16 protein-coding genes and 1 riboswitch are annotated in these 21,351 nt (G+C 74.0%); of the genes, 10 read left to right on the forward strand and 6 right to left on the reverse strand.

Features of this window, described 5'->3' with window-relative positions; all coding sequences use genetic code 11:
• Window positions 1–109: 109 nt before the first annotated feature.
• Together HFV08_RS12120 and HFV08_RS12125 are read right to left on the reverse strand one after the other, a co-directional pair.
• Window positions 110–1,474 (reverse strand): mycothione reductase, encoded by a 1,365-nt coding sequence (locus HFV08_RS12120; protein WP_168538717.1) that lies wholly within the window; start codon window positions 1,472–1,474, stop codon window positions 110–112.
• Between the two features lie 63 nt (window positions 1,475–1,537).
• Window positions 1,538–2,002 carry a PPOX class F420-dependent oxidoreductase gene (locus HFV08_RS12125; protein ID WP_168538719.1) on the reverse strand — a complete coding sequence of 155 codons (465 nt, stop codon included), beginning with the start codon at window positions 2,000–2,002 and terminating at the stop codon, window positions 1,538–1,540.
• A gap of 200 nt (window positions 2,003–2,202) precedes the next feature.
• On the opposite strand from HFV08_RS12125, the gene HFV08_RS12130 reads away from it, so the two are divergent.
• Window positions 2,203–4,074 carry a glycoside hydrolase family 15 protein gene (locus HFV08_RS12130; protein ID WP_168538721.1) on the forward strand — a complete coding sequence of 624 codons (1,872 nt, stop codon included), beginning with the start codon at window positions 2,203–2,205 and terminating at the stop codon, window positions 4,072–4,074.
• 119 nt (window positions 4,075–4,193) lie between these two features.
• Window positions 4,194–4,973, forward strand: a complete 780-nt coding sequence (locus tag HFV08_RS12135; RefSeq protein ID WP_168538723.1) for a uracil-DNA glycosylase — start codon at window positions 4,194–4,196, stop codon at window positions 4,971–4,973.
• 38 nt (window positions 4,974–5,011) lie between these two features.
• Here the strand turns inward: HFV08_RS12135 and HFV08_RS12140 are convergent, their stop codons facing one another.
• The 3 genes from HFV08_RS12140 to HFV08_RS12150 all read right to left on the reverse strand — a co-directional run bounded on the left by HFV08_RS12140 (window position 5,012) and on the right by HFV08_RS12150 (window position 8,195).
• The gene (locus HFV08_RS12140; RefSeq protein ID WP_168538725.1) at window positions 5,012–5,863 is read right to left on the reverse strand and encodes a heparin lyase I family protein; all 852 of its coding nucleotides are present in this window, start codon (window positions 5,861–5,863) and stop codon (window positions 5,012–5,014) included.
• A gap of 164 nt (window positions 5,864–6,027) precedes the next feature.
• Window positions 6,028–6,516, reverse strand: a complete 489-nt coding sequence (locus tag HFV08_RS12145; RefSeq protein ID WP_168538727.1) for a DUF4430 domain-containing protein — start codon at window positions 6,514–6,516, stop codon at window positions 6,028–6,030.
• Window positions 6,517–6,794: 278 nt separating this feature from the next.
• Entirely contained in the window at window positions 6,795–8,195 is a 1,401-nt protein-coding gene (locus HFV08_RS12150) for a hypothetical protein (protein ID WP_168538729.1), read from the reverse strand.
• Window positions 8,196–8,359: 164 nt separating this feature from the next.
• Window positions 8,360–8,539: riboswitch (cobalamin riboswitch) on the reverse strand.
• A gap of 431 nt (window positions 8,540–8,970) precedes the next feature.
• On the opposite strand from HFV08_RS12150, the gene HFV08_RS12155 reads away from it, so the two are divergent.
• The 5 genes from HFV08_RS12155 (at window position 8,971) to HFV08_RS12175 (ending at window position 15,324) form a co-directional block, all read left to right on the forward strand.
• Window positions 8,971–10,473, forward strand: coding sequence for a prenyltransferase/squalene oxidase repeat-containing protein (locus HFV08_RS12155; RefSeq protein ID WP_168538731.1), 1,503 nt, complete (start codon window positions 8,971–8,973; stop codon window positions 10,471–10,473).
• Entirely contained in the window at window positions 10,470–11,477 is a 1,008-nt protein-coding gene (locus tag HFV08_RS31560) for an SCO2322-related protein (RefSeq protein WP_168538733.1), read from the forward strand. The genes HFV08_RS12155 and HFV08_RS31560 overlap by 4 nt, the downstream gene beginning before the upstream one ends.
• 15 nt (window positions 11,478–11,492) lie before the next feature.
• On the forward strand, window positions 11,493–12,665 hold the full coding sequence (locus tag HFV08_RS12165) for a CbiQ family ECF transporter T component (protein ID WP_168538735.1): 1,173 nt from the start codon (window positions 11,493–11,495) through the stop codon (window positions 12,663–12,665).
• Window positions 12,662–14,281 carry an ABC transporter ATP-binding protein gene (locus tag HFV08_RS12170; RefSeq protein WP_168538740.1) on the forward strand — a complete coding sequence of 540 codons (1,620 nt, stop codon included), beginning with the start codon at window positions 12,662–12,664 and terminating at the stop codon, window positions 14,279–14,281. Before HFV08_RS12165 ends, HFV08_RS12170 begins: the two co-directional genes overlap by 4 nt.
• A gap of 305 nt (window positions 14,282–14,586) precedes the next feature.
• The gene (locus tag HFV08_RS12175) at window positions 14,587–15,324 is read left to right on the forward strand and encodes an ECF transporter S component (RefSeq protein WP_168539094.1); all 738 of its coding nucleotides are present in this window, start codon (window positions 14,587–14,589) and stop codon (window positions 15,322–15,324) included.
• Between the two features lie 108 nt (window positions 15,325–15,432).
• Here HFV08_RS12175 and HFV08_RS12180 read toward each other — a convergent pair whose 3' ends face one another.
• A complete protein-coding gene (locus HFV08_RS12180) occupies window positions 15,433–16,848 on the reverse strand; it encodes a short-chain fatty acyl-CoA regulator family protein (RefSeq protein ID WP_168538742.1) in 1,416 nt (471 codons plus the stop codon).
• A gap of 491 nt (window positions 16,849–17,339) precedes the next feature.
• Between HFV08_RS12180 and aceA the strand changes: the two genes are divergently transcribed.
• The 3 genes from aceA (at window position 17,340) to HFV08_RS12195 (ending at window position 21,256) form a co-directional block, all read left to right on the forward strand.
• The gene (aceA, locus tag HFV08_RS12185; protein ID WP_168538744.1) at window positions 17,340–18,620 is read left to right on the forward strand and encodes an isocitrate lyase; all 1,281 of its coding nucleotides are present in this window, start codon (window positions 17,340–17,342) and stop codon (window positions 18,618–18,620) included.
• A gap of 165 nt (window positions 18,621–18,785) precedes the next feature.
• Window positions 18,786–20,378 (forward strand): malate synthase A, encoded by a 1,593-nt coding sequence (aceB, locus tag HFV08_RS12190; protein WP_168538746.1) that lies wholly within the window; start codon window positions 18,786–18,788, stop codon window positions 20,376–20,378.
• Complete coding sequence (locus tag HFV08_RS12195) at window positions 20,375–21,256, forward strand: 3-hydroxybutyryl-CoA dehydrogenase (protein ID WP_168538748.1); 882 nt, start codon at window positions 20,375–20,377, stop codon at window positions 21,254–21,256. The genes aceB and HFV08_RS12195 overlap by 4 nt, the downstream gene beginning before the upstream one ends.
• Window positions 21,257–21,351 lie beyond the last annotated feature (95 nt).

The following is a 21,351-nucleotide window of genomic DNA, read 5'->3' on the forward strand; positions in this document are numbered from 1 at the left end:
GTGCCCGGCCCCGGATCACGGAATTGGCCGAGTCGCGACGGCGGCCCGGGTTGCCCGCCCCTGCCGATCTCGCCCCGGCCCCGGCCGCCGTCGCCGGAGTCCGCCCCGGCTACCCGAGTTCCCGCAGCGCGTTCTCCACGACCTCGGTCAGCGCCGGGTGGATCCACAGCGGCTGCTCGGCGAGGGCGCGGGCCGTCATGCCCGCCGTCATCGCCACCACCAGCGGCTGGACGAGGGTGGCCGCCTGGGGCCCGAAGAGGTGGGCGCCGAGCAGGCGTCCGTCCGCGCGGTCGGCGAGCACCTTGCAGAAGCCCGTGGTGTCCTCGAGCGCCCAGCCGTAGGCCACATCCTCGTAGCGGCGCATGCCCACGGCGTAGTCGAGCCCCTGCGACCTGGCCTCCTGCTCGGTCAGTCCGACCTGGGCGATCTGCGGGCGGGTGAACACCGCGGAGGGCACCGCGTGGTAGCTCATGGTGCGCGGGTCGTCGGGGTGCAGGAGATTGTGCGCGACGATCTCGGCCTCGCGGTTGGCCACGTGCTTGAGCGGTACGGGGGTCGCGATGTCGCCCAGCGCCCAGACGCCCTCGGCACTGGTGCGCAGCCGGTCGTCGACCTCGATCCGCCCGTCCTCGCGGACCTCGACGGCGGCCTTCTCGAGAGCGAGCCGGTCGCTGTTGGGGCGGCGGCCCACCGCGACCAGCAGGGTGTCCGCGGTCAGCTCCGCGCCGTCGTCCAGGGTCAGCCGCAGCGCGCCCGGGGAGCCCGCCACCCCGGTCAGCTCCCGGCCGAGCCGCAGGTCCCACTTCCCGCGCACCGCCTCGGTGAAGGCCTCGGCGATCGACTCGTCCTGCTGCTCCAGGAGCCGGTCCCGCTGCTCGACCACGGTGATCCTGCTCCCCATGGCATGGAACACCTGCGCCAGCTCGGCGGCGATGTACCCGCCGCCGAGCACCACCAGACGGCGGGGCGGCGCCGCCAGCCGCATCACGGTGTCGGAGGTCTCGTACGGCAGTCCGGAGTCCGCGACCACCGGCGGGACCACGGGCCGCCCGCCCGCCGCGATCACGATCCGGTCCGCCGCCAGGTCGAGGGGCCCGTCCTCGGTGTCCACGCGCACGCGGCGCTCGCCGGTGAAGCGGGCCCGGCCCCGGTGCACGGTGACGAACTCGGAGTCCCGGCGCCCCTGTTCACCCTCCCGGGAGTCCGCGTCGAGGCGGCCGAAGACGCGCTCCTGGACCGCTCGCCAGCGCACCCCGTCCAGCCGGGCGTCCACATCGTGCCGGGCGGAGTCCCGGACGGCCTCGGCGACATCCGCCGTGGCCGCGAGCATCTTGCTCGGGATGCAGCCCGCGTTCAGACAGGTGCCGCCGAAGGGGCCCTCGGAGACCAGGGCGACATCCAGCGAGGCGAACCGGTCGTCGAGGAGGGCGTTGCCGGTGCCCGCCCCGAGGACGAGGAGATCATGACGGCGCATCTTCGGAACGTATCCGTTTCCGCCCGGAGCATGCGCGGCCCGTGCGTCCGCGGTATCCGCGCCCTACTCGACGAGCCGGGCCGGGAAGCCGCCGGTCGCCAGCGGGCCCCAGCGGCGCGGGGTGACCCGGATGAGGGACTTGCCCTGCCTGAGCATGGCGGCCCGGTACTCGTCCCAGTCCGGGTGCTCACCGGAGATGTTGCGGAAGTACTCGACGAGCGGCTCCACCGAATCGGGCGCGTCGAGGACCTCCGCCTCGCCGTCGATCTGCACCCAGGGGCCGTTCCAGTCGTCGGAGAGGACGACCACGCTGACCGCGGAGTCGCGGCGGGCGTTGCGGGTCTTGGCCCGCTCGGGATAGGTCGACATCACCACGCGCCCGGCGTCGTCCACGCCCGCGGTCAGCGGCGAGGCCTGCGGGGAACCGTCGGCGCGGCGGGTGATCAGCAGGGCCCGGTGCCGCGGCCGTACGAAGTCCAGCAGACCGTTCAGGTCGACCCGGGTGTTGCTCGCTGTGGAAGGACTCATGAGGGGCAACATACGCCCCGCTCCGGGCGGACGGGGGAGCGCGCGGGCCGCCCTCGGCGAGGCGGGTTCCGTGCCGCGCGGACCCGGCAGAGCATGACCGCCATGGAGCGCGTACGAGACACGACCGCCCCCGACCGCCTGCCGGACGCGGACCGCCTGCCGCAGCCCACCGCCGGGCACCGCCCACACAAGGGGGCGGCATGAGCACGGCGCGGACCGGTGCTGGGGAGGACGCCCACGCGGCCTATGTGCCGATCGCCGAGCACGGGCTCATCGGCGATCTGCGCACCGCCGCCCTGGTCGCCGCCGACGGCCGTATCGACTGGTTCTGCGCGCCCCGCTTCGACTCCCCGAGCGTCTTCGGCTCGCTGCTCGACGCGGACCGGGGCGGCTGCTGGCGGATGGACCCGGTCTGCGGGGTCGCCTCCCGGCAGCAGTTCTACTTCCCCGACACCAACATCCTGATCACCCGGATGCTCACCGAGGACGGCATCGTCGAGGTGCAGGACTTCATGCCGGTCCTGCGCCGCCACGACCCCGGGCACCGCCAGCGCCTGGTGCGCCGGGTGAGCGCGGTGCGCGGCACCATGACGATGCGCTCGCTGATCGCCCCCCGGCTGAACTACGGCCGCGACCGCCACGTACGCGAACTGCACGGCTACACCGCCGAGTTCAGCTCCGGGGCGCTGACCGTCCGGGTCCGCGGCAGTGTGCCGCTGACCGCGCGGGAGGGGGACGGGGCGGATGCCGTGGCCGAGTTCTCCCTGCGGGCGGGGGAGAGCGCGCTCTTCGTCCTGGAGACCTGCGAGCCCGGCGCGGACTGCCCGCGCGAGCCACTGCGGCCGGAGCGGGCCGAGGAACTCTTCCGGGCTACCGTCGCCTTCTGGCGCGACTGGCTCGGCCAGTCCCGCTACACCGGCCGCTGGCGGGAGATGGTGCACCGCTCGGCCCTCACACTGAAGCTGCTCACCCATGAGCCCACCGGCGCGGTCATCGCCGCGCCCACCCTCGGCCTGCCCGAGGAGATCGGCGGCGGCCGCAACTGGGACTACCGCTACGTATGGATCCGCGACGCCGCCTTCTCCCTCTACGCGCTGCTGCGGCTCGGCTTCACCGAGGAGGCGGAGGCCTTCGTGGAGTGGCTGGTGCGCTGCCTGCGGCGCGGCGGCGACGGGGAACCGGGCCCGCTGCGCGTCCTCTACTCCATCGACGGCCACGCCGATCTGCCCGAGGAGGAGCTGACCCATCTGGAGGGCTACCGCGGCTCCGCCCCGGTACGCGTCGGCAACCGCGCGGCCGGCCAGCTCCAGCTGGACATCTACGGTGAACTCGTCGACTCCATCTACCTGTTCAACAAGTACGGCAAGGGCATCTCCTGGGAGACCTGGTCCGATCTGTGCGCGGCGCTCGACTGGCTCCTGGACAACTGGGACGGCGCCGACGAGTCGATCTGGGAGACCCGGGCGGGCCGCCGGCGGCACACCTACTCGCGGGTGATGTGCTGGGTCGCCGTCGAGCGGATGATCCGGATGGCCCACCAGCGCGGGCTCCCCGCCGACCTGCCGCGCTGGACGGCGGTCCGCGACCTGCTCTACCGGCAGGTGATGGCGGAGGGCTGGCACGAGGAGCTGGGCAGCTTCGTGCAGCGGCTCGGCGGGGAGGGCAGCCCGCCGCCCGGCATCCTGGACGCATCCCTCCTGGTGATGCCGATGGTCAAGTTCCTCTCCCCGAAGGACCCCCGCTTCCTGTCCACCCTCGACGCGATCGGCGCGGGACTCGTCGCCGACTCCCTGGTCTTCCGCTACGACGCCTCCGAGTCCGCGGACGGCCTCGACGGCACCGAGGGCACCTTCTCCATCTGCTCCTTCTGGTGGGTGGAGGCCCTCACCCGCACCGGGCGCGTCGAGGAGGCCCGGCTCGCCCTGGAGAAGATGTTCACCTACGCCAACCACCTCGGGCAGTACGCCGAGCAGATCGGCGTCACCGGGGAGCAACTCGGCAATTTCCCCCAGGCGTTCACCCATCTGGCACTGATCAGCGCCGCCGTGAACCTGGACCGCGCGATGGGCTGAGAGCGGACCGCCGGGCGGGCCCCGCGGCACCGCACCGCGGCTCCGGCCCGGGCTTCCGGCGCCCGCGCGGGAGGCGGACCGCGTCGTGCGGATGCCGGGGGCGGACTACCGTCGTGGAGATGAACGACGCACCGGTCCCGGCGCCACCCGGCCCCGGGGACGCGGCCTACCCGGGGCGCGCCGCCCCCGGCTGCGCCACCCTGACCGCACTCGACACCGCCGTGGCCGGCTGCCGCGCCTGCCCCCGCCTCGTCGCCTGGCGGGAACAGGCCGCCCGCCAGGCACCACCGGCCCACCGCGCGGAGCGGTACTGGGCCCGCCCGGTGCCGGGGCTCGGGCCGCCCGACGCCTCGATCGCCCTGGTCGGGCTCGCCCCCTCGGCGCACGGCGGCAACCGTACCGGCCGGATGTTCACCGGCGACCCCTCCGGAGACGTACTGATCCGCGCCCTGTACGAGGTGGGGCTCGCCAGCGGCCCCACCTCCCGCGCGGCGGACGACGGACTGCGGCTCCTGGACACCCGGATCACCGCACCGGTGCACTGCGCCCCGCCGGAGAACGCCCCCACCACCGCCGAACGCGACACCTGCCGGCCCTGGCTCACCGCCGAACTCGGCCTGCTGGCACCCCGGTTGAGAGTGATCGTCTGCCTCGGCGGCTTCGGCTGGCGCGCCCTGCTCCCGGTGCTGCGCGCGGCCGGCCGGCAGCTGCCGCGCCCGCAGCCCGTCTTCGGCCACGGGGCGCACACCCTGCTCACCGGCGGCGCCGGACTCCCGCCGCTGCACCTGCTCGGCTGCTACCACCCGAGCCGCCGCAACATGGCCACCGGCACCCTCACCGCGCCCATGCTCACCGACCTGCTCCGCCGCGCCCGCGAGTTGGCCGCCGACTCAGGGTGAAGTCCCCTGCGACAGACGGCAGTTCCCGCCCGCAGCCGCTACAACTCGGCCACCGAGGCGTACGTCGTGCCGGTCGCGATGTTGTTCTCGTAGACCGTCAGCGGCGACAGGGAGGGGTCGCAGTACATGGTCATCCCCTTCCAGTACGCGGGGCCCTGGCCGTAGGTGAGTCCGCAGGCCGGGTGGTAGTCCGCGATCAGCTGCTCGCCGTCGACCCAGACGTCGATGACCGAGTCGGCCTCCCCGGAGCCGAGGGTCAGCCCGTAGACGACCGAGTAGCGCCGCTCCTTGGCCACCTCGCAGACGTGCTCCTCGTAGGTGCGCCCCGAGGGCGAGTTCCAGCCGCCGCGGATCGCCAGCTGGTTGCTGTACACGTCGAACTCCAGCGGCGGCGAACCGTCGTTGCCCGCGTGGTGGATCTGGTTCAGCAGGCAGAAGGAGTTGTCCTGGTCGAGCGGATAGTCCGGGCCCAGGGCGAAGTCGAAGCGGAAGAACCGGCGGGTCCCGTCCGCGAGGTCGCTGCCCTCCTGCGGCGCGGCCTCCAGTCTCATCTGCCCCTCGACCAGGTGCAGTTCGCCCGCCCGGCCCATGCCGTAGGGCGCGTCCACCACCGGTACGGGATCCCGGCTGTTCTCGATGTCGCCGTCCTCGTACTGGCGCTGCACATTGCCGAAGCCCGCGGCATTGGAGTCCGCGGCCGAGAAGTCCGCGGCCCACAGGAGTTCGGCCGCGGCGCCCGAACGGGCGGTCCTGCGGCGGGAGTCGAGTCCCGGCGTCCGTGCCTGGGCGGTTCCGGTGCCCAGTGCGCCGAGGCCGAGTGCGGCCACCGTGGCGGTCGCGCCGCGCAGCAGTGCCCGGCGGCCGGTCACCGGGTGGGAAGGGTCGGTCATCACGCCTCCGTCGCTCGGATACGGCGCACGAGTATGGGAGGCGCGGCGGCCGATGTCGAGAGCGCGGGCGGCATCGCCGGACACCCGCCGGAGAGGATGTCCGATGGGTGCCGGCAATGCCCGGGATCACCGTCCATACGGTCACCGGACCCGTCTCGTACGGCTCAGAGCGCGGTCCAGGTGAAGGCGACCTCGTCCCCCGCCTCGATCCGGAACTGGCAGCCGCCGACCGGGGTGGCCGTGCCGTTGACCGCGATGTTCCAGTACGCGTCCTGGCCCCCGGTGGCGCCGTCGACGGTGGAGACGAAGTAGTCCTCGAAGGAGGCGTACCACTCGCCGTCCCAGGTGAAGCCGGCCTGCGCGGCGGCGTCGTCGAGGGCGGCCGTCGGGGTCGGGCCCGCGCTCGGGTTGGCCCCGTTGTTGGTGCCGTCGCACTTGTGGGTGCCGCCGGAGGCGGTGGTGACGTCGTGGCCGGTCGTGGAGACCGTGCCGTCGAAGACCGTGCTGTCCGGACCGGTGACCGTCAGCGTCACCGTGACGGGGGCCTTGACCGCGAGCGGTGCCTCGGCGGAGTGGGCCGCGGGGGCGGCCGTCAGCGCGAGTCCGAGCGCGGCGGTGAGGACGGCGGCACGTCTGAGGAGGGCAGCGGACATGGTGACCTGCTTTCGTGGGAGGGGAGTTCGCGGATTCGCGTCTTGAAGGGTTCGCGATTTCACGGGTTCGCGTCTTCACGGGTTCGCGGAGGCGCGGGCTTGTGGAGGTGGGGAGTTGCGGCCCGGGAAGGCCAAGTGGCGTGCGGGGGAGTGGAGTTGGCCTCTGCTGACGGGCGGCACAGGGCAGGGGCCGCCCACCGCGCGTGCCGGTGATGGTCCCGGTGTCGCCCGCCCGGTGCGCGCGGTGGCGGTGTCGTACGCGGTGGTTCCTGTGCCGCTCAGTGGCTCCTGCGGCCCCGGCGGGTGAGGGCCACCGCCGCGGCGCCCGCGGCCAGCAGGGCGAGGGAGCCCGCGGCGTACGGCAGCGCGGCCGAGCCGGTCGCCGCCAGGCCACCGCCGCCCGTCGCCGAGCCGCCCGTGCTGCCGGAGGTGGCCGCACCGCCGCCGACGGTGCCCGGGGCCGGTGTCCCGGAGGCCGAGCCCGAGGACGAACTGCCGCCGCTGCCACCGCTGTTGCCGTCCCCGCCGGAGCCGGTGCCGCCGTCCCCGCCCCCGGAGTCGCCGCCGGCCGAACCCCCGGTCCCGCCCCCGGATGTACCGCCGGTGTCGCCGCCCGACGTACCGCCGCTGCCGCCCGTGCTGCCGTCGCCGGGAGCGCAGTCGACGGGTTCCAGGGCCGAGGCGGAGTCCTTGCCGTCGATCCGGGCCAGGGACTTGCCCGCGAGGGCGGGGACCGCCTGGGCGGTGGCGCGCAGGGTGGTGCCGTCCACCACGGGTTCGGCGTAGCCCACCGCGCCCCGGTCGGCGGCCGGTGCCCCGCAACCGAGTTGACGGGACGTCAGCCAGGCGGTGCCCTCGGCGGCGGCCGCGGTCCGCTTGCCCGCCGCCAGCGCCTGGACGTCCAGGGCGGTGGAGTTGGCGTTGCCCGGCGGGGTGCCGAAGCCGTTGTCGCGGAAGCTGCCGTCCGGGAGCTGCTGCTTCTCCAGCCAGTCGAGCCCCGCCTCGGCGTCCGCGGTGCGGCCCGCGCCCAGCAGGGCCTGGACGGCGAGTCCGGTGCTGTCGGTGTGCGAAGTGCACTTGGCCGGATCGGACTTGAAGAAGAGTGGGTAGCCGCCGTCGGCGCAGCGGGAGGCGGCGAGGAAGTCGGCGGCCTTCGCGGGGAGGTCGCCGGTGCGCTGGAGGGCGAGGACCGCGAGGGACTGGGTGAACTGGTTGGAGCCGTCGCCGTTCGGCAGGTCGTCGGTGAACCGGCCGCTGTCCTGCATCCGCCCCAGCAGGGTCCCGGTCAGGTCGATGCCGCCGAAGTCTCCCGGGTCGCGGTGCTCGATCGCGGCGACCAGCGCGAGCTTGGCGGTGCCGCCCGCGAAGACCCGGCCCGGGGTCCCGCGGTCGATGTAGTCGGCGGCGTGCGCGGCCAGCCAGTCGGTGGCCTTCTCCGCGGTCGCGCCGCCGGTGCCGGTGGCGGCGAGCGCCATCACGATGTCGGCCGTGAGGCCCTGGTCGCCGGAGGCGTGGGTGCCCTCGGTGAGCCGGGAGGCCGTCCAGGTCGCGGCGGCCTTCTCGGGTGACGGGAGAGCGGGCGCGCCGGTCTCCGCCCGGGCGCCGCCCGGCAGCAGTGCGGCACAGAGCGCGGCCGCGGGTACCGCGACGGCGAGAAGGGCTCTGCTCGGAAACGGCATCGCGGCGGACTCCTTGGCGGTGTCTGAAGAGCCGGGCCCGCCCCGGGATCCGCCGCGCCCGCACCCGAACCGGCGAACCCCTGGCGCGCGTCGGTGAACGCGGCGGCAGGGGCCGGTGAGCCGGGGCGGCTCGTGGCTCCACGCTGCAGACCATGACAGTGAGAAGCAGTGCACGCAGCACAACAGGCAGCCCGGCTCGCGGCCCCAGGGCCTTTCTTCCGGATCGGAAGAAAGGCCCCAGGCCGCTCACGGTTGCAGGTCAGCGCCGGAATCCCACCGGCTTTCCCTGTCGCGTACGCATGAAGTTGTCGGCCCCGGAGTCGACCGGAGCAGGGGAACAGTAGGCCCGGGAAAGGGAGTTGACCAGACGCGGTGGAGGAATTGTGACGCCGGCCACGGTCCGCGGCGGGATGGACGGCCCCCTCGGGCGGCCGCGCAGATCACACCCGGCGGGCTGGCGCGGGGGTGCAAGGGTGCGTATTCTCCGAGGAGTTCGCCGCTGGGCGGACCCACAACTGAATGCGTGCACGACTGGGGAAAGCCGGTGAAAGTCCGGCGCTGACCTGCAACCGTGAGCGCGAGGCCGCTGCCTCGCGTGAGCCGGAGCGCCCGGCGTGCTGCGCGTATCGCTTCTCACTGTCACGGTCCGCAGCGTGGAGCCCGGTCTCAAGATCCTCGGGCCCCTGCCGCATTCGCACTTCGCACCGAATGCGCGTCAGGGGTCTTTTCGCGGATCGGTGTCCCGGCTGCCGGCCATTTCCCAAGGGGGAACCACATGGTCGGGGTCAGACCCGGCGCCAGGACGGCCGCCGCCGTCGGGGCAGGCGCCGCACTCGCCGTCTCGATACCGCTCTTCGTACCCACCGCCTCCGCGGACGGCAGGGTGGCGACACCCGCCGAGGCCGCGGTGGCCGCCGCCCGCTGGGGGGCGGGTGAACTCACCGCGGACGGCGCCGTACCCGGCATGGCGGGCACCCCGGACTGGGGCCTTTCCATCGACACCCTGATCGGCCTCGAAGCCACCGGCGCCGCCCCCGCGGACGCCGCGAGGATCACCGCCACCCTCAAGACCCACGTCCGCGACTACAACAGCGCCGACGCCTGGGGACCCAAGGGCCAGCGCATCGCGGGAGCCACCGCCAAACTCCTGTACGCCGCGGTCATCACCGACTCCGACCCGGCGAAGTTCGGGGAGTACGACCTGCGGCAGGAGACCCTCGACCTGATCGCGGGGCCCGAAGCGGGCCTGGAGAACGGGCGGGTCAAGGACAAGGTCACCGCCCCCGCCACGGACAACAGCAACACCTTCGGCCAGTCGCTCGCCGTCCTCGGACTCGCCCGCAGCGGCGAAGTCCCGCAGAACACCGTCGACTTCCTCCTCGACCAGCAGTGCGCCTCGGGCGGTTTCCGGCTCTTCCCGTACGCCTTCGGCGGCGGCAAGGTCACCGGCGACTGCGACGCCCAGGGCGCCGATGCCGTCCTCGACCCGGACTCCACCGCGATGGCCGTCCAGGCGCTGCTCGCGGCGGCCGGGGCCGGTGCCGAGGGCGCCGGGGCCGGGGCCGAGAAGGGCGCCGACTGGTTGGCGGAGCAGCAGGCGGCCGACGGTGCGCTCGGCGGTTCGGGCCCCACGGCCGCCGCCAACTCCAACAGCACCGGGCTCGCCGGGCAGGCGCTGGCCGCCACCGGCCGCGAGGAGGCCGCCGCCAAGGCCGCGGGCTGGCTGGTGAAGCACCAGCTCACCAAGGCCAATGGCGGCAAGGCCGCCGCCGAGGCCGGGGCCGTCGCCTACAACGACGAGTCCCTCAAGTCCGCCCGGGACGAGGGCATCGAGGAGTTCCAGCGCGACCAGTGGCGCCGCTCCACCCCGCAGGCCCTGCTCGGCCTCGCCCAGGTCCCGCTCGGCGAGATCGGCACCACCGACCCCGATCCGGGCCCGGGCCCCGGCGAGGACCCCGACCCGAGCACCACCCCCGACCCCACCGGCACCCCGGACCCGGGCGCCAGCCCCGACCCGGGCACCTCGCCCGGCCCCGGCGGCTCCGCCGACCCCTCCGGTACGCCCGGTCCGGACCCGAGCGACTCCGCGCCCGCGGGCGGCCCCGCCTCCGGCACGACCGGCGGCAACGCACCGGACGCCGCCTCCGGCCCCGGCGGCTCACTGGCCGCCACCGGCGCCGACATCCTGCCCTGGGCGGGAGCAGCCGGAGCCCTTCTCGTGGCCGGATACGCCACCCACCGCTTCGCCGCCATCCACCGGAAGGGCCGCACCTCATGAGGCGACATCTGCGCGGGCTGCGCGCGGCCGCGCTCTCCCTGACCCTGGTCGCCGCCTCCGCCGGACTCGGACTCGCCGCCGACCTGGCCAGCGCCCCCGAGGCCGCGGCGGTCGACACCGGCAAGGGCACCGCCGGTTTCTGCCCGAACGCCGACGGGGTCACCGTCGTCGTCGACTTCCAGGAACTCGGCGGCACTACCATCGTCCGGTGCGCCCCGGGCGACCAGGCCACGGGCCTCGCCGCGCTGAAGAACGCCGGTTTCCAGATCGCCGGGACGAACCGCTGGGGCGAGGGCTTCATCTGCCGCATCGAGGGCAAGCCCGGACCCGAGAGCGAACCCTGCATCGACACCCCGCCCGCCTCCGCCTACTGGTCGTACTGGCACGCGCCCAACGGCGGCAACTGGACGTACAGCCAGTGGGGCGTGATGAACCGCAAGCCCCCGCCGGGCAGTTTCGAGGGCTGGTCCTTCTCCAAGGACAAGACCTCCACCACCAACCCGCCGCCGCGGGTCGCCCCCTCCCGCCCGGCCGCGGGCGGTTCCTCCGGGGGGAGTACGGGCGGTTCCTCGGGCGGCGCGGGTCAAGGCACGGGCGGTCAGTCCGCGGACGGCGGTGCGGGTGCGGGCAGTTCGGGCGGGGGCGGCACCAAGGCCCCGGCCACCGGGCCCGGCTCCGGGAAGTCCGCGGACGCCGGGGGCGGGAAGGACAAGGGCGAGAGGGGCGAGAAGAGCGGGAAGGACGAGAAGAAGGGCAAGGCCTCGGCCGGTCCCTCGCACTCCGCCTCCGACGAACCGCTGCCGGGCACCGAGGACGAGCCCAGCGAGGCGGCCGCCTGGACCGGCGAGGGCGAGGACGGGCTCGAACCCACCGCGGCCGGCGGCGGGGACGGGGTGCCGACCAGCACCGTCGTCGGCGCCGCCGCGGTGACCGTGCTCGCCGCGGGCGCCGGTGCCACCGCCTGGCGCCGCCGGGCCGCCCGCTCCGGTCCCTCCTCCGACTAGGACGTCCGTACTCCGATGAGGTTCTCGCTCCGCCCGCTGCCCCGCACCGTCCACCCCGGTGCGTGGTGGCTGTGGGCGCTCGCCATGGCCTCCTGCGCCAGCCGCACCACCAACCCGCTGCTGCTGATCATGATCCTCGCGGTCTGCGGCTATGTGGTGGTGCGGCGGCGCAGCGACGCCCCCTGGGCGCTCGCCTTCCGGATGTACCTGCTCCTCGGCGCGTTCATCGTCACCATGCGGGTGGCCTTCCGGGTCGTCTTCGGCGGCGGCCAGGGCTCGATCGTCCTCTTCACACTGCCGCAGATCCCGCTGCCCGAATGGGCCGCGGGCATCCGCCTGTTCGGGCCGGTCGCCGCGGAGCAACTGCTCGGCGGCGCCTACGACGGACTGCGCCTGGCCACCATGCTGGTCTGCGTCGGCGCCGCCAACGCCCTCGCCAACCCCAAGCGCATGCTCAAGGCCCTGCCGGGCGCGCTCTACGAGATCGGCACCGCCGTGGTCGTCGCGCTCTCCGTGGCCCCGCAGCTGGTCGAGAGCGTGCAGCGGGTGCGGCGGGCCCGGCGGCTGCGCGCGGGCGGCCAGAAGGGGGCCCGCGCCCTGCGCGGCATCCTCATCCCGGTCCTGGAGGACGCGGTGAACCGCTCCCTCGCCCTCGCCGCCGCGATGGCCTCGCACGGCTACGGGCGCACCGGCCGGATCTCGCCCCGCACCCGGCTGCTCACCGGCTTCCTCGTCCTCACCGGCCTCCTCGGCGTCTGCGCGGGCCTGTACGGAGTGATGGACGCCTCCACCCCGCGCTACATGGGCGCCCCGATGCTGCTCGCCGGGCTCGCCGTCGCCACCACCGGCTTCCTGATCGGCGGCCGCAGGCTGCGGCGCACCCGCTACCGGCCGGACCGCTGGCGCCCCGGCGAGGCGGCCGTCGTCCTCTCCGGGCTGAGCGCGGCCACCCTGCTCTACCTCACCACCAAGGTCGACGCGGCCGATCTCTACCCCTCCCTCACCCCGCTCACCTGGCCCGAGATCGGCGCCCTGCCCGCGCTCGGCATCCTGCTCGGCGCGCTGCCCGCCTGGCTCGCCCCGCCGCCGGTGCTCGAACAGGGCGCGTACGACGGGGAGTCGGCCTCGAGCCGTACCGGCGCCGGGGAGCACGGGCCCACCGCCATGACGAAGGAGCCGGCCGCATGATCCAGTTCGAGCAGGTGACCTTCACCTACCCGGGGGCGGCCGAGCCCGCGCTGCGCGAGGTGGACCTCGACCTCGGCGAGGGGGAACTCGTCCTGGTCACCGGGCGCACCGGCGTCGGCAAGTCCACCCTGCTCGGCGCCGTCAACGGCCTGGTGCCCCGCTTCACCGGCGGGCAGCTGCGCGGCCGGGTCGCCGTGGCCGGGCAGGACACCGCCCACTTCCCGCCGCAGGAGTTCGCCCACCTCGTCGGCGTCGTCGGACAGGACCCGCTCGCCGGTTTCGTGACCGACACCGTCGAGGACGAACTCGCCTACGGAATGGAGCAGTTGGGCCTTTCCTCGGAGGTGATGCGCAAACGCGTCGAGGAGACGCTCGACCTGCTCGGCATCGCGGAGCTGCGCCGCCGCGCCCTCAGCACCCTCTCCGGCGGCCAGCAGCAGCGCGTCGCCCTCGGCTCGGTGCTCACCGCCCACCCCAAGGTCCTCGTCCTGGACGAGCCGACCTCCGCCCTCGACCCCACCGCCGCCGAGGACGTACTCGCCGCGATCATCCGCCTGGTCCACGACCTCGGTACGACGGTCCTGGTGGCCGAGCACCGGGTGGAGCGGGTGGTGCAGTACGCGGACCGGCTGCTGCACCTGCCCGGCGACGGCACCGTACGCGACGGGGCGCCCGCCGCACTGCTCACCGACAGCGATGTGGCCCCGCCGGTGGTGCGCCTCGGGCGGCTCGCGGGCTGGCGGCCGCTGCCGCTCTCGGTGCGCGACGCCCGCCGCAGGGCCGGGGAACTGCGGGAGCGCCTGGCCGGGCACGCCCCGCCCGCGAGCGCCCCGGGCGGCGGCGCGGTGGCCCTGGCCGCACGGCGCCTCACCGTCACCTACGGCGCCACGGTCGCGGTCTCGCACGTCGACCTCGCGCTGCACAGCGGCGAGGTGCTGGCCCTGATGGGCCGCAACGGCTCCGGAAAGTCCTCTCTGCTGTGGGCACTTCAGGGTTCGGGGCCGCGCAGGTCCGGCACCGTCGACGTGTCCGGCACCGACCCCGGCAAGGTCCCGGCCCGCCGGGCCCGCGCCCTGGTGGGCCTCGTCCCGCAGACCGCGAGCGATCTGCTCTACCTGGAGACCGTGGACGCCGAATGCGCGCAGAGCGACACCGAGTCCACCGCCCCCGAGGGCACCTGCCGCGCCCTGCTCGACTCCCTCGCGCCCGGCATCCCGGGCGGGCGCCACCCCCGCGACCTCTCCGAGGGCCAGAAGCTCGCCCTGGTCCTCGCCGTACAGCTGTCCTCGGCACCCGGAGTCGTCCTGCTCGACGAGCCCACCCGCGGCCTCGACTACCACGCCAAGGCCCGGTTCACCGAAGTGGTACGGGAGTTGGCGGCGCGGGGGTCCGCGGTGGTGGTGGCCACCCATGACGTGGAGTTCGTGGCCGGGGCGGCGGACCGGGTGGCGGTGATGGCCGAGGGCGAGATCGTCGCGGACGGCCCCACCGCCCGGGTGGTCGTCTCCTCGCCCGCCTTCGCCCCGCAGATCGCCAAGGTGCTGGCCCCGCAGGAATGGCTCACGGTGGAGCAGATCGCCGGGGTCCTGGCCCAGGAGAAAGGGGTCCCGGCATGACGGACCTGCTGAAGCCGGAGCCCGAGGGCGCGGGCGGACCGCCTGCTGCCGAGGGCGCGGGGAATCCCGCTGCTGTCGGGGGTGCGGCCGAGTCCCCTGCCACCGACGGCACGAGCGAGTCCCGTACCGGCGAGAGCGCGAGCGGGTCCGGCACCGGAGAGGGCACGGGCACGTCCCGTACCGCAGCCGGTGCGGGAGGTTCCCGTACCGGCAGGGAGACCGCCCCCGCCCCGCGCCGCTCGGTGATCCGGATCCGGCCGCGGACCTGGCTGGTGCTGCTGCTGGCGAGCCTCGCCGGACTGGCCATGTTCTTCTGGCCGCTGTTCGCGCCGCCGCAGCCCGCGGCCATGGCGCACTCCACGGAGGCGCCGCTGCTCTTCATCGTGGCGATGCCGGTCCTGCTCGCCGTGGTGCTCGCCGAGATGTCCTCCGGCGGCATCGACCCCAAGGTGCTCGCGCTGCTCGGGGTGCTCTCCGCGGTCAACGCCGGTCTGCGGCCGCTGGGCGCCGGCACCGCGGGCATCGAGACCGTGTTCTTCCTGCTCGTGCTCGCCGGACGGGTCTTCGGTCCGGGCTTCGGCTTCGTGCTGGGCGCGGTCTCGCTCTTCGCCTCGGCGCTGCTCACCGCCGGGGTCGGGCCCTGGCTGCCCTTCCAGATGGTGTCCTCGGCGTGGATCGGCCTGGGCGCGGGGCTGCTGCCGCGACGTGTCACCGGGCGGGCGGAGATCGCGATGCTCGCCGCCTACGGGGTGTTCGCCGCGTACTTCTTCGGCTTCATCATGAACATGTGGTTCTGGCCCTTCACCGCCGGGATCGACACCCAGCTCTCCTTCGACCCCGGGGCCCCGGTCACGGAGAATCTGCACACCTTCCTGATCTTCACCCTCACCACCTCCACCTTCGGCTGGGACACCGGCCGCGCACTCACCAATCTGACCGCCATCCTGCTCACCGGCCCCGCCGTACTCGCCGTCCTGCGCCGGGCCTCCCGCCGGGCGGCCTTCGACGCGCCGGTCACCTTCGGCGCGGCGGCGAAGCGGTAGCGGCCGGGGCCGGGGACCGGCCGTCCGGGTCTCAACTCCGCTGCTCAGCAACGGATGTGACGGCACGTCAGGCGCGAGGGCGCGTCCCTCCGGATCCGCCCGTGAAGGTCAGCCCCCCGCCCCCGATGCCTGCTCCTGCACCGGATACGGCACGAAGGTGCTGCTGTTCTCGTCGACGGCCAGGCGGCGGTCCAGCGGCGGCACCGCGCGCTGCGGGCAGTCCAGGCGTTCGCAGAGGCGGCAGCCCATGCCGATGGGGGTGGCCGCGGCGGCGTTGTCGAGGTCGAGGCCGTCGGAGTAGACCAGCCGCGAGGCGTGCCGGATCTCGCAGCCGAGGCCGATCGCGAAGGTCTTGCGCGGCTCGCCCCAGCCGCCGCGGTGCCGGGTGACCGCCCGCGCGGTCCACAGATAGCGCTGGCCGTCGGGCATCGAGGCCATCTGGACGTGGATGCGCCCGGGCGCCGCGAAGGCCTCGTAGACGTTCCAGAGCGGGCAGGTGCCGCCGGCCCGGGAGAAGTGGAAGTCGGTGGCGGACTGGCGCTTGGAGAGGTTGCCCGCGCGGTCCACCCGGACGAAGGAGAAGGGCACCCCGCGCAGCCGGGGCCGCTGCAGGGTGCTCAGCCGGTGGCAGACCGTCTCGTAGCCGAGGCCGAAGTCGTCGGTGAGCCGCTCCACGTCGTAGCGGCACTCCTCGGCGGCGCGGTGGAAGCGGGCGTACGGCAGGATCACCGCGGCGGCGAAGTAGTTGGCGATGCCGATGCGTGCGAGCGGCCAGGCGGTCGAGCCCTCCTCGAAGTCCTCGGAGGCGAGCCGCGACAGCTCCTCGCCGTACTCCAGGAGCGCCAGCTGGGTGGCCATCCGGAAGGCGCGCTGCCCGGGCCGCAGCCGGCTGGACAGGTGCAGGACCCGGCTCGCCGCGTCGTAGTGGTGCAGCCGGTCGGAGTCGGCGGCCAGGTGCACCCCGTGCCGCTCGGCCAGCCGGTCGGCGAGCACCCGGACCACCTCGCCGCGGCGGATGCCGATCTCCCGGGCCAGCTCCTCGGCGGCGAGATCCGTCTCGTGGAGGTAGTTCTGGCGCCGGTAGAAGAACTCGCGGATCTCCTCGTGCGGGGAGCGCGGCTGCAGGGCCGCGTCCCGGCGGCCCTCGGCGCCGTCGGAGAGCTGCTCCGCCAGGCTCTGGTTGCGCCGCCCCAGATCGACCAGGACGGCGGCGACGGCGGGCAGCCGGGCGGCGAGGTCGGCGAGGTCGGAGGCGGAGACCCGGGCCGCGGACACCTCCGCCGCCAGCGCGTCGCGCAGATCGGCCACCAGTCTGCTGGTGTCGCGCTCGGAGAAGAAGCCCGGGTCGACGCCGAAGACCTCGGTCAGGCGCAGCAGCACCGGCACGGTCAGCGGACGCGAGTCGTGCTCCATCTGGTTCAGATAGCTGGGCGAGATCGCCAGCATGCGCGCCAACTCGGCCTGGGTCAGCCGCCGCTCCTCGCGCAGCCTGCGCAGCCGGGGCCCGGCGTAGGTCTTGCTCACAGCTCTCTCCCGGCGCTGACGGCTCCTCGCGTACGGGCGGTCCGCCGCCCGTACGGACACCGCGGGCGCGGCGGGTGCGGCCGCGGGCGGCATGGGCAGCACCCTACGCGCCATCGGCCGCCGCCGGGTGTTCGCAACCTTGGCAAAGCGGCGTCGAAAGACTGGCAGAACTTGGCATCCGTCCCTGCTTGATGGCACTCAGTGCCAGTGTCAGAGTTCTGGCAGCGGGTCGCCGGACACCGGGCGGCCGAAGCGGGACACCGGGCGCGATTCCTGCCCTGACGTCGGAGACACCGGCTGTTCCGTACGGAAGTCCGCGCAGCATTGCTCACCGTTGATCGCGCGTGGCGTCCGGCGGCCCGCCCCTGCCGGAGAAGAGGTCCCGCCTGGGAACCCGGTTGGCGCGGCATCGAGTGCCATCTCTTCGCACAGTTCACCAGATCTCCCCGGTCACGCACCGGCAGATCTCCTCCGACCCTCAGGAGACGGTCATGGCTCAGTCAGGCAGCACGGCACAGGAGCTGGCCCAGCGGTGGGCCGAGGACGCCCGCTGGAAGGGCATCGAGCGCACCTACAGCGCCGAGGACGTGGTCCGGCTCTCCGGCAGCGTGCGCGAGGAGCACACCCTCGCCCGGCGCGGCGCCGAGCGGCTGTGGCGCCAGCTCCACGAGCGGGACTACCTCCACGCGCTCGGCGCCCTCACCGGCGGCCAGGCAGTGCAGCAGGTCAAGGCCGGGCTCCAGGCCATCTACCTCTCCGGCTGGCAGGTCGCCGCCGACGCCAACCTCGCCGGTCACACCTACCCGGACCAGAGCCTCTACCCGGCCAACTCGGTGCCCCAGGTGGTCCGCAGGATCAACAACGCCCTGCTGCGCGCCGACCAGATCGCCACCGCCGAGGGCGGCGAGGACACCACCGACTGGCTCGCGCCGATCGTCGCCGACGCCGAGGCCGGATTCGGCGGCCCGCTGAACGCCTTCGAGCTGACCAAGGCCATGATCGCCGCGGGCGCCGCGGGCATCCACTACGAGGACCAGCTCGCCTCCGAGAAGAAGTGCGGCCACCTCGGCGGCAAGGTCCTGGTCCCCACCGGCCAGCACATCCGCACCCTCAACGCGGCCCGCCTCGCCGCCGACATCGCCGACGTGCCCACCGTCGTCGTGGCCCGCACCGACGCCCTCGCCGCCAACCTGCTGACCAGCGACGTGGACGAGCGGGACGCCGAGTTCACGACCGGTGAGCGCACCGCCGAGGGCTTCTACCGGGTGCGCGGCGGCATGAAGCCGGTGATCGCCCGCGGCCTCGCCTACGCCCCGTACGCCGATCTGATCTGGGTGGAGACCGGCACCCCCGACCTCGCCCAGGCCCGCGAGTTCGCGGAGGCGATCCACGCGCGGTACCCGGACCAGATGCTGGCCTACAACTGCTCGCCCTCCTTCAACTGGAAGGCCGCCCTGGACGACGACCAGATCGCCAAGTTCCAGCGCGAACTCGGCGCCATGGGCTACAAGTTCCAGTTCATCACCCTGGCCGGCTTCCACTCCCTGAACCACGGCATGTTCGACCTGGCCCGCGGCTACGCCGACCAGGGCATGACCGCCTATGTGGACCTCCAGGAGCGGGAGTTCGCCGCGCAGCAGCACGGCTTCACCGCGGTCAGGCACCAACGCGAGGTCGGCACCGGCTACTTCGACCTGGTCTCCACCGCCGTCAACCCGGCCTCCTCCACCACCGCGCTGAGCGGCTCCACCGAGGAAGAGCAGTTCCACTAGGAGTATCCGGCCCCAAGTCCCTTTCCCCCAGCGGTAGTTCGGCGCCACCGGCGCCCGCCGCCCCCGTACCGGTGAGGACCGGACGCACGTCCCCGTCCGGTCCTCACCCGGCCCGCTTCCGCGCCCGGCCACCCCTGAGGCCTTCCTTCCGCCTAGGAGATCCGCATGTCCACCACCGCTGTCACCCACCGCGTCGAGGTGCTCGGCACACCGGGCGAACGGTACGAGGAGATCCTCACCCCCGAGGCCCTGGACTTTCTGGGCCGCCTCGACCAGGCCTTCTCCACCCGCCGCTTCGACCTGCTCGCCGAGCGCCGCCGCCGCGCCGAGCGCCTCGCCTCGGGAGCCGCCCTCGACTTCTCCCGCGCCACCCCGGCCGTGCGCGCGGACCCCGGCTGGCGGGTGGCACCGGCCGCCCCCGGACTGGTCGACCGGCGCGTCGAGATCACCGGCCCGCCCGACCGGCGTATGACGATCAACGCCCTCAACTCCGGGGCCTGCGTGTGGATGGCCGATTTCGAGGACGCCACCTCGCCGACCTGGCGGAACATCGTCGGCGGCCAGCTCAACCTGCTCGACGCCGTCGAGCGCCGGATCGACTTCACCACCCCCGAGGGCAAGGAGTACCGCCTCGGCGAGAACCTGGCCACGCTGGTGGTCCGGCCCCGCGGCTGGCACCTGGTCGAGAAGCACCTCGTCGTCGACGGGCGCCCGCTGTCCGCCTCGCTCGTCGACTTCGGGCTCTACTTCTTCCACTGCGCCCAGCGGCAGATCGACGCCGGACACGGTCCGTACTTCTACCTGCCGAAGCTGGAGAACCACTACGAGGCCCGGCTGTGGAACGACGTCTTCCTGCTGGCCCAGGAGCTGCTCGGCATCCCGCGCGGCACCGTCCGAGCCACCGTGCTCATCGAGACGATCACCGCCGCCTTCGAGATGGAGGAGATCCTCTACGAGCTGCGCGAGCACTCCGCCGGGCTCAACGCGGGCCGCTGGGACTACCTCTTCAGCCTGATCAAGAACTTCGCGCACCGGCCCGACTTCGTCCTGCCCGACCGGGACAGGGTCACCATGACGGCGCCCTTCCTGCGCGCCTACACCGAACTCCTGGTCCGCACCTGCCACAGGCGCGGCGCCCACGCCATCGGCGGCATGGCCGCCCAGGTCCCCGGCAAGGACGCCGCGGCCGACGAGGCCGCCTTCGCCAAGGTCCGCCTCGACAAGGAGCGCGAGGCCGAGGACGGCTTCGACGGCTCCTGGGTCGCCCACCCGGGCCTGGTGCCGCTGTGCCGCGAGGTCTTCGACGGGGTGCTCGGCGAGCACCCCCACCAGGTGGCGCGCACCCGCGAGGACGTCGAGGTCACCGCCGCCGAGCTGCTCGCCGTCCGCGAAGCCGGCGGCCCGCCCACCGACGCGGGCGTGCGCGCCAACATCGCCGTCTCGCTGCGCTACTTCGACGCCTGGCTGCGCGGCCAGGGCGCCGTCGCCCTCCACGGGCTGATGGAGGACGCCGCCACCGCGGAGATCGCCCGGGTGCAGATCTGGCAGTGGGTGCGCCACGGCGCCGTCTCCCGGGAGAGCGTCGAACGCCTCCTGGACGAGGAGCTGACCGCGCTCGGCGCCGAGTACCCCTGGGCCCGGGTCGAGGACCTCCGGGAGATCTTCGAACGCACCGCGCTGGCACGGGAGTTGCCCGCCTTCTTCACCTCCGACGCCTACGCCCGCCACCTGGTCGGCCGCCCCGGGACACCGTCGTGAGCCCCGCTGCGGGGATCCCCGTCCGCCGGGTCGGTGTGGTCGGCGGCGGACAGGTGGGCGCCGGGATCGCCGAGGTCTGCGCCCGCGCGGGACTCGACACCCTGGTCGCGGAGACCGACGCCTTCGCCGCCGGGGCCGCCCGCGAGCGGGTGGCGGCCTCCCTGGAGCGGGCGGTGCGGCGCGGCAGACTGGACCGGCTCGCCGCCGAGGACGCCCTCTCCCGTGTCCGCTTCACCGCGGGCCTGGACGAGATGGCCGACCGGCAGCTCGTCGTCGAGGCCGCGACCGAGAACACCGAGGCGAAGACGGAGATCTTCCGCACCCTCGACAAGATCGTGGAGGACCCGGCGGCCGTCCTCGCCACCAACACCTCCTCGATCCCGGTCATGCGGCTCGGGATGGCGACCGGCCGCGCCGACCACGTCCTCGGACTGCACTTCTTCAACCCGGTACCGGCCCTGCCGCTGGTCGAGCTCGTCCCCTCGCTGCACACCGCGCGCGAGGCGATCGAGACCGCCGAGGACTTCGCCACCCGCCTCCTCGGCAAGACGGTCGTACGCTCCCGGGACCGCGCCGGATTCGTGGTCAACGCCCTCCTGGTGCCGTATCTGCTCTCGGCGGTGCGGATGGCCGAGTCCGGCTTCGCCACCGCCGCCGACATCGACGCCGGGATGGAACTGGGCTGCGCCCACCCGATGGGGCCGCTCAGACTGGCCGACCTGATCGGCCTGGACACCCTCGCCGCCATCGCCGAATCCCTCTACGGGGAGTTCCGGGAACCGCTGTACGCCCCGCCGCCGCTGCTCCGGCGGATGGTGGAGGCCGGACATCTCGGCCGCAAATCGGGCCGGGGTTTCCACCCGTACCACCAGGGGTGAGGGTCCCTGGGCGGTGCCGGGGGCCGAGGAGTGCCCCGGCCGCTGTGGAGACGGGGCGCGGCACGGATGACTGAGCCGTGCCGCGCCCCGTCGGC

The sequence above is a fragment of the Streptomyces physcomitrii genome (assembly GCF_012273655.1).
GTDB classification, from domain to species: Bacteria; Actinomycetota; Actinomycetes; order Streptomycetales; family Streptomycetaceae; genus Streptomyces; species Streptomyces physcomitrii.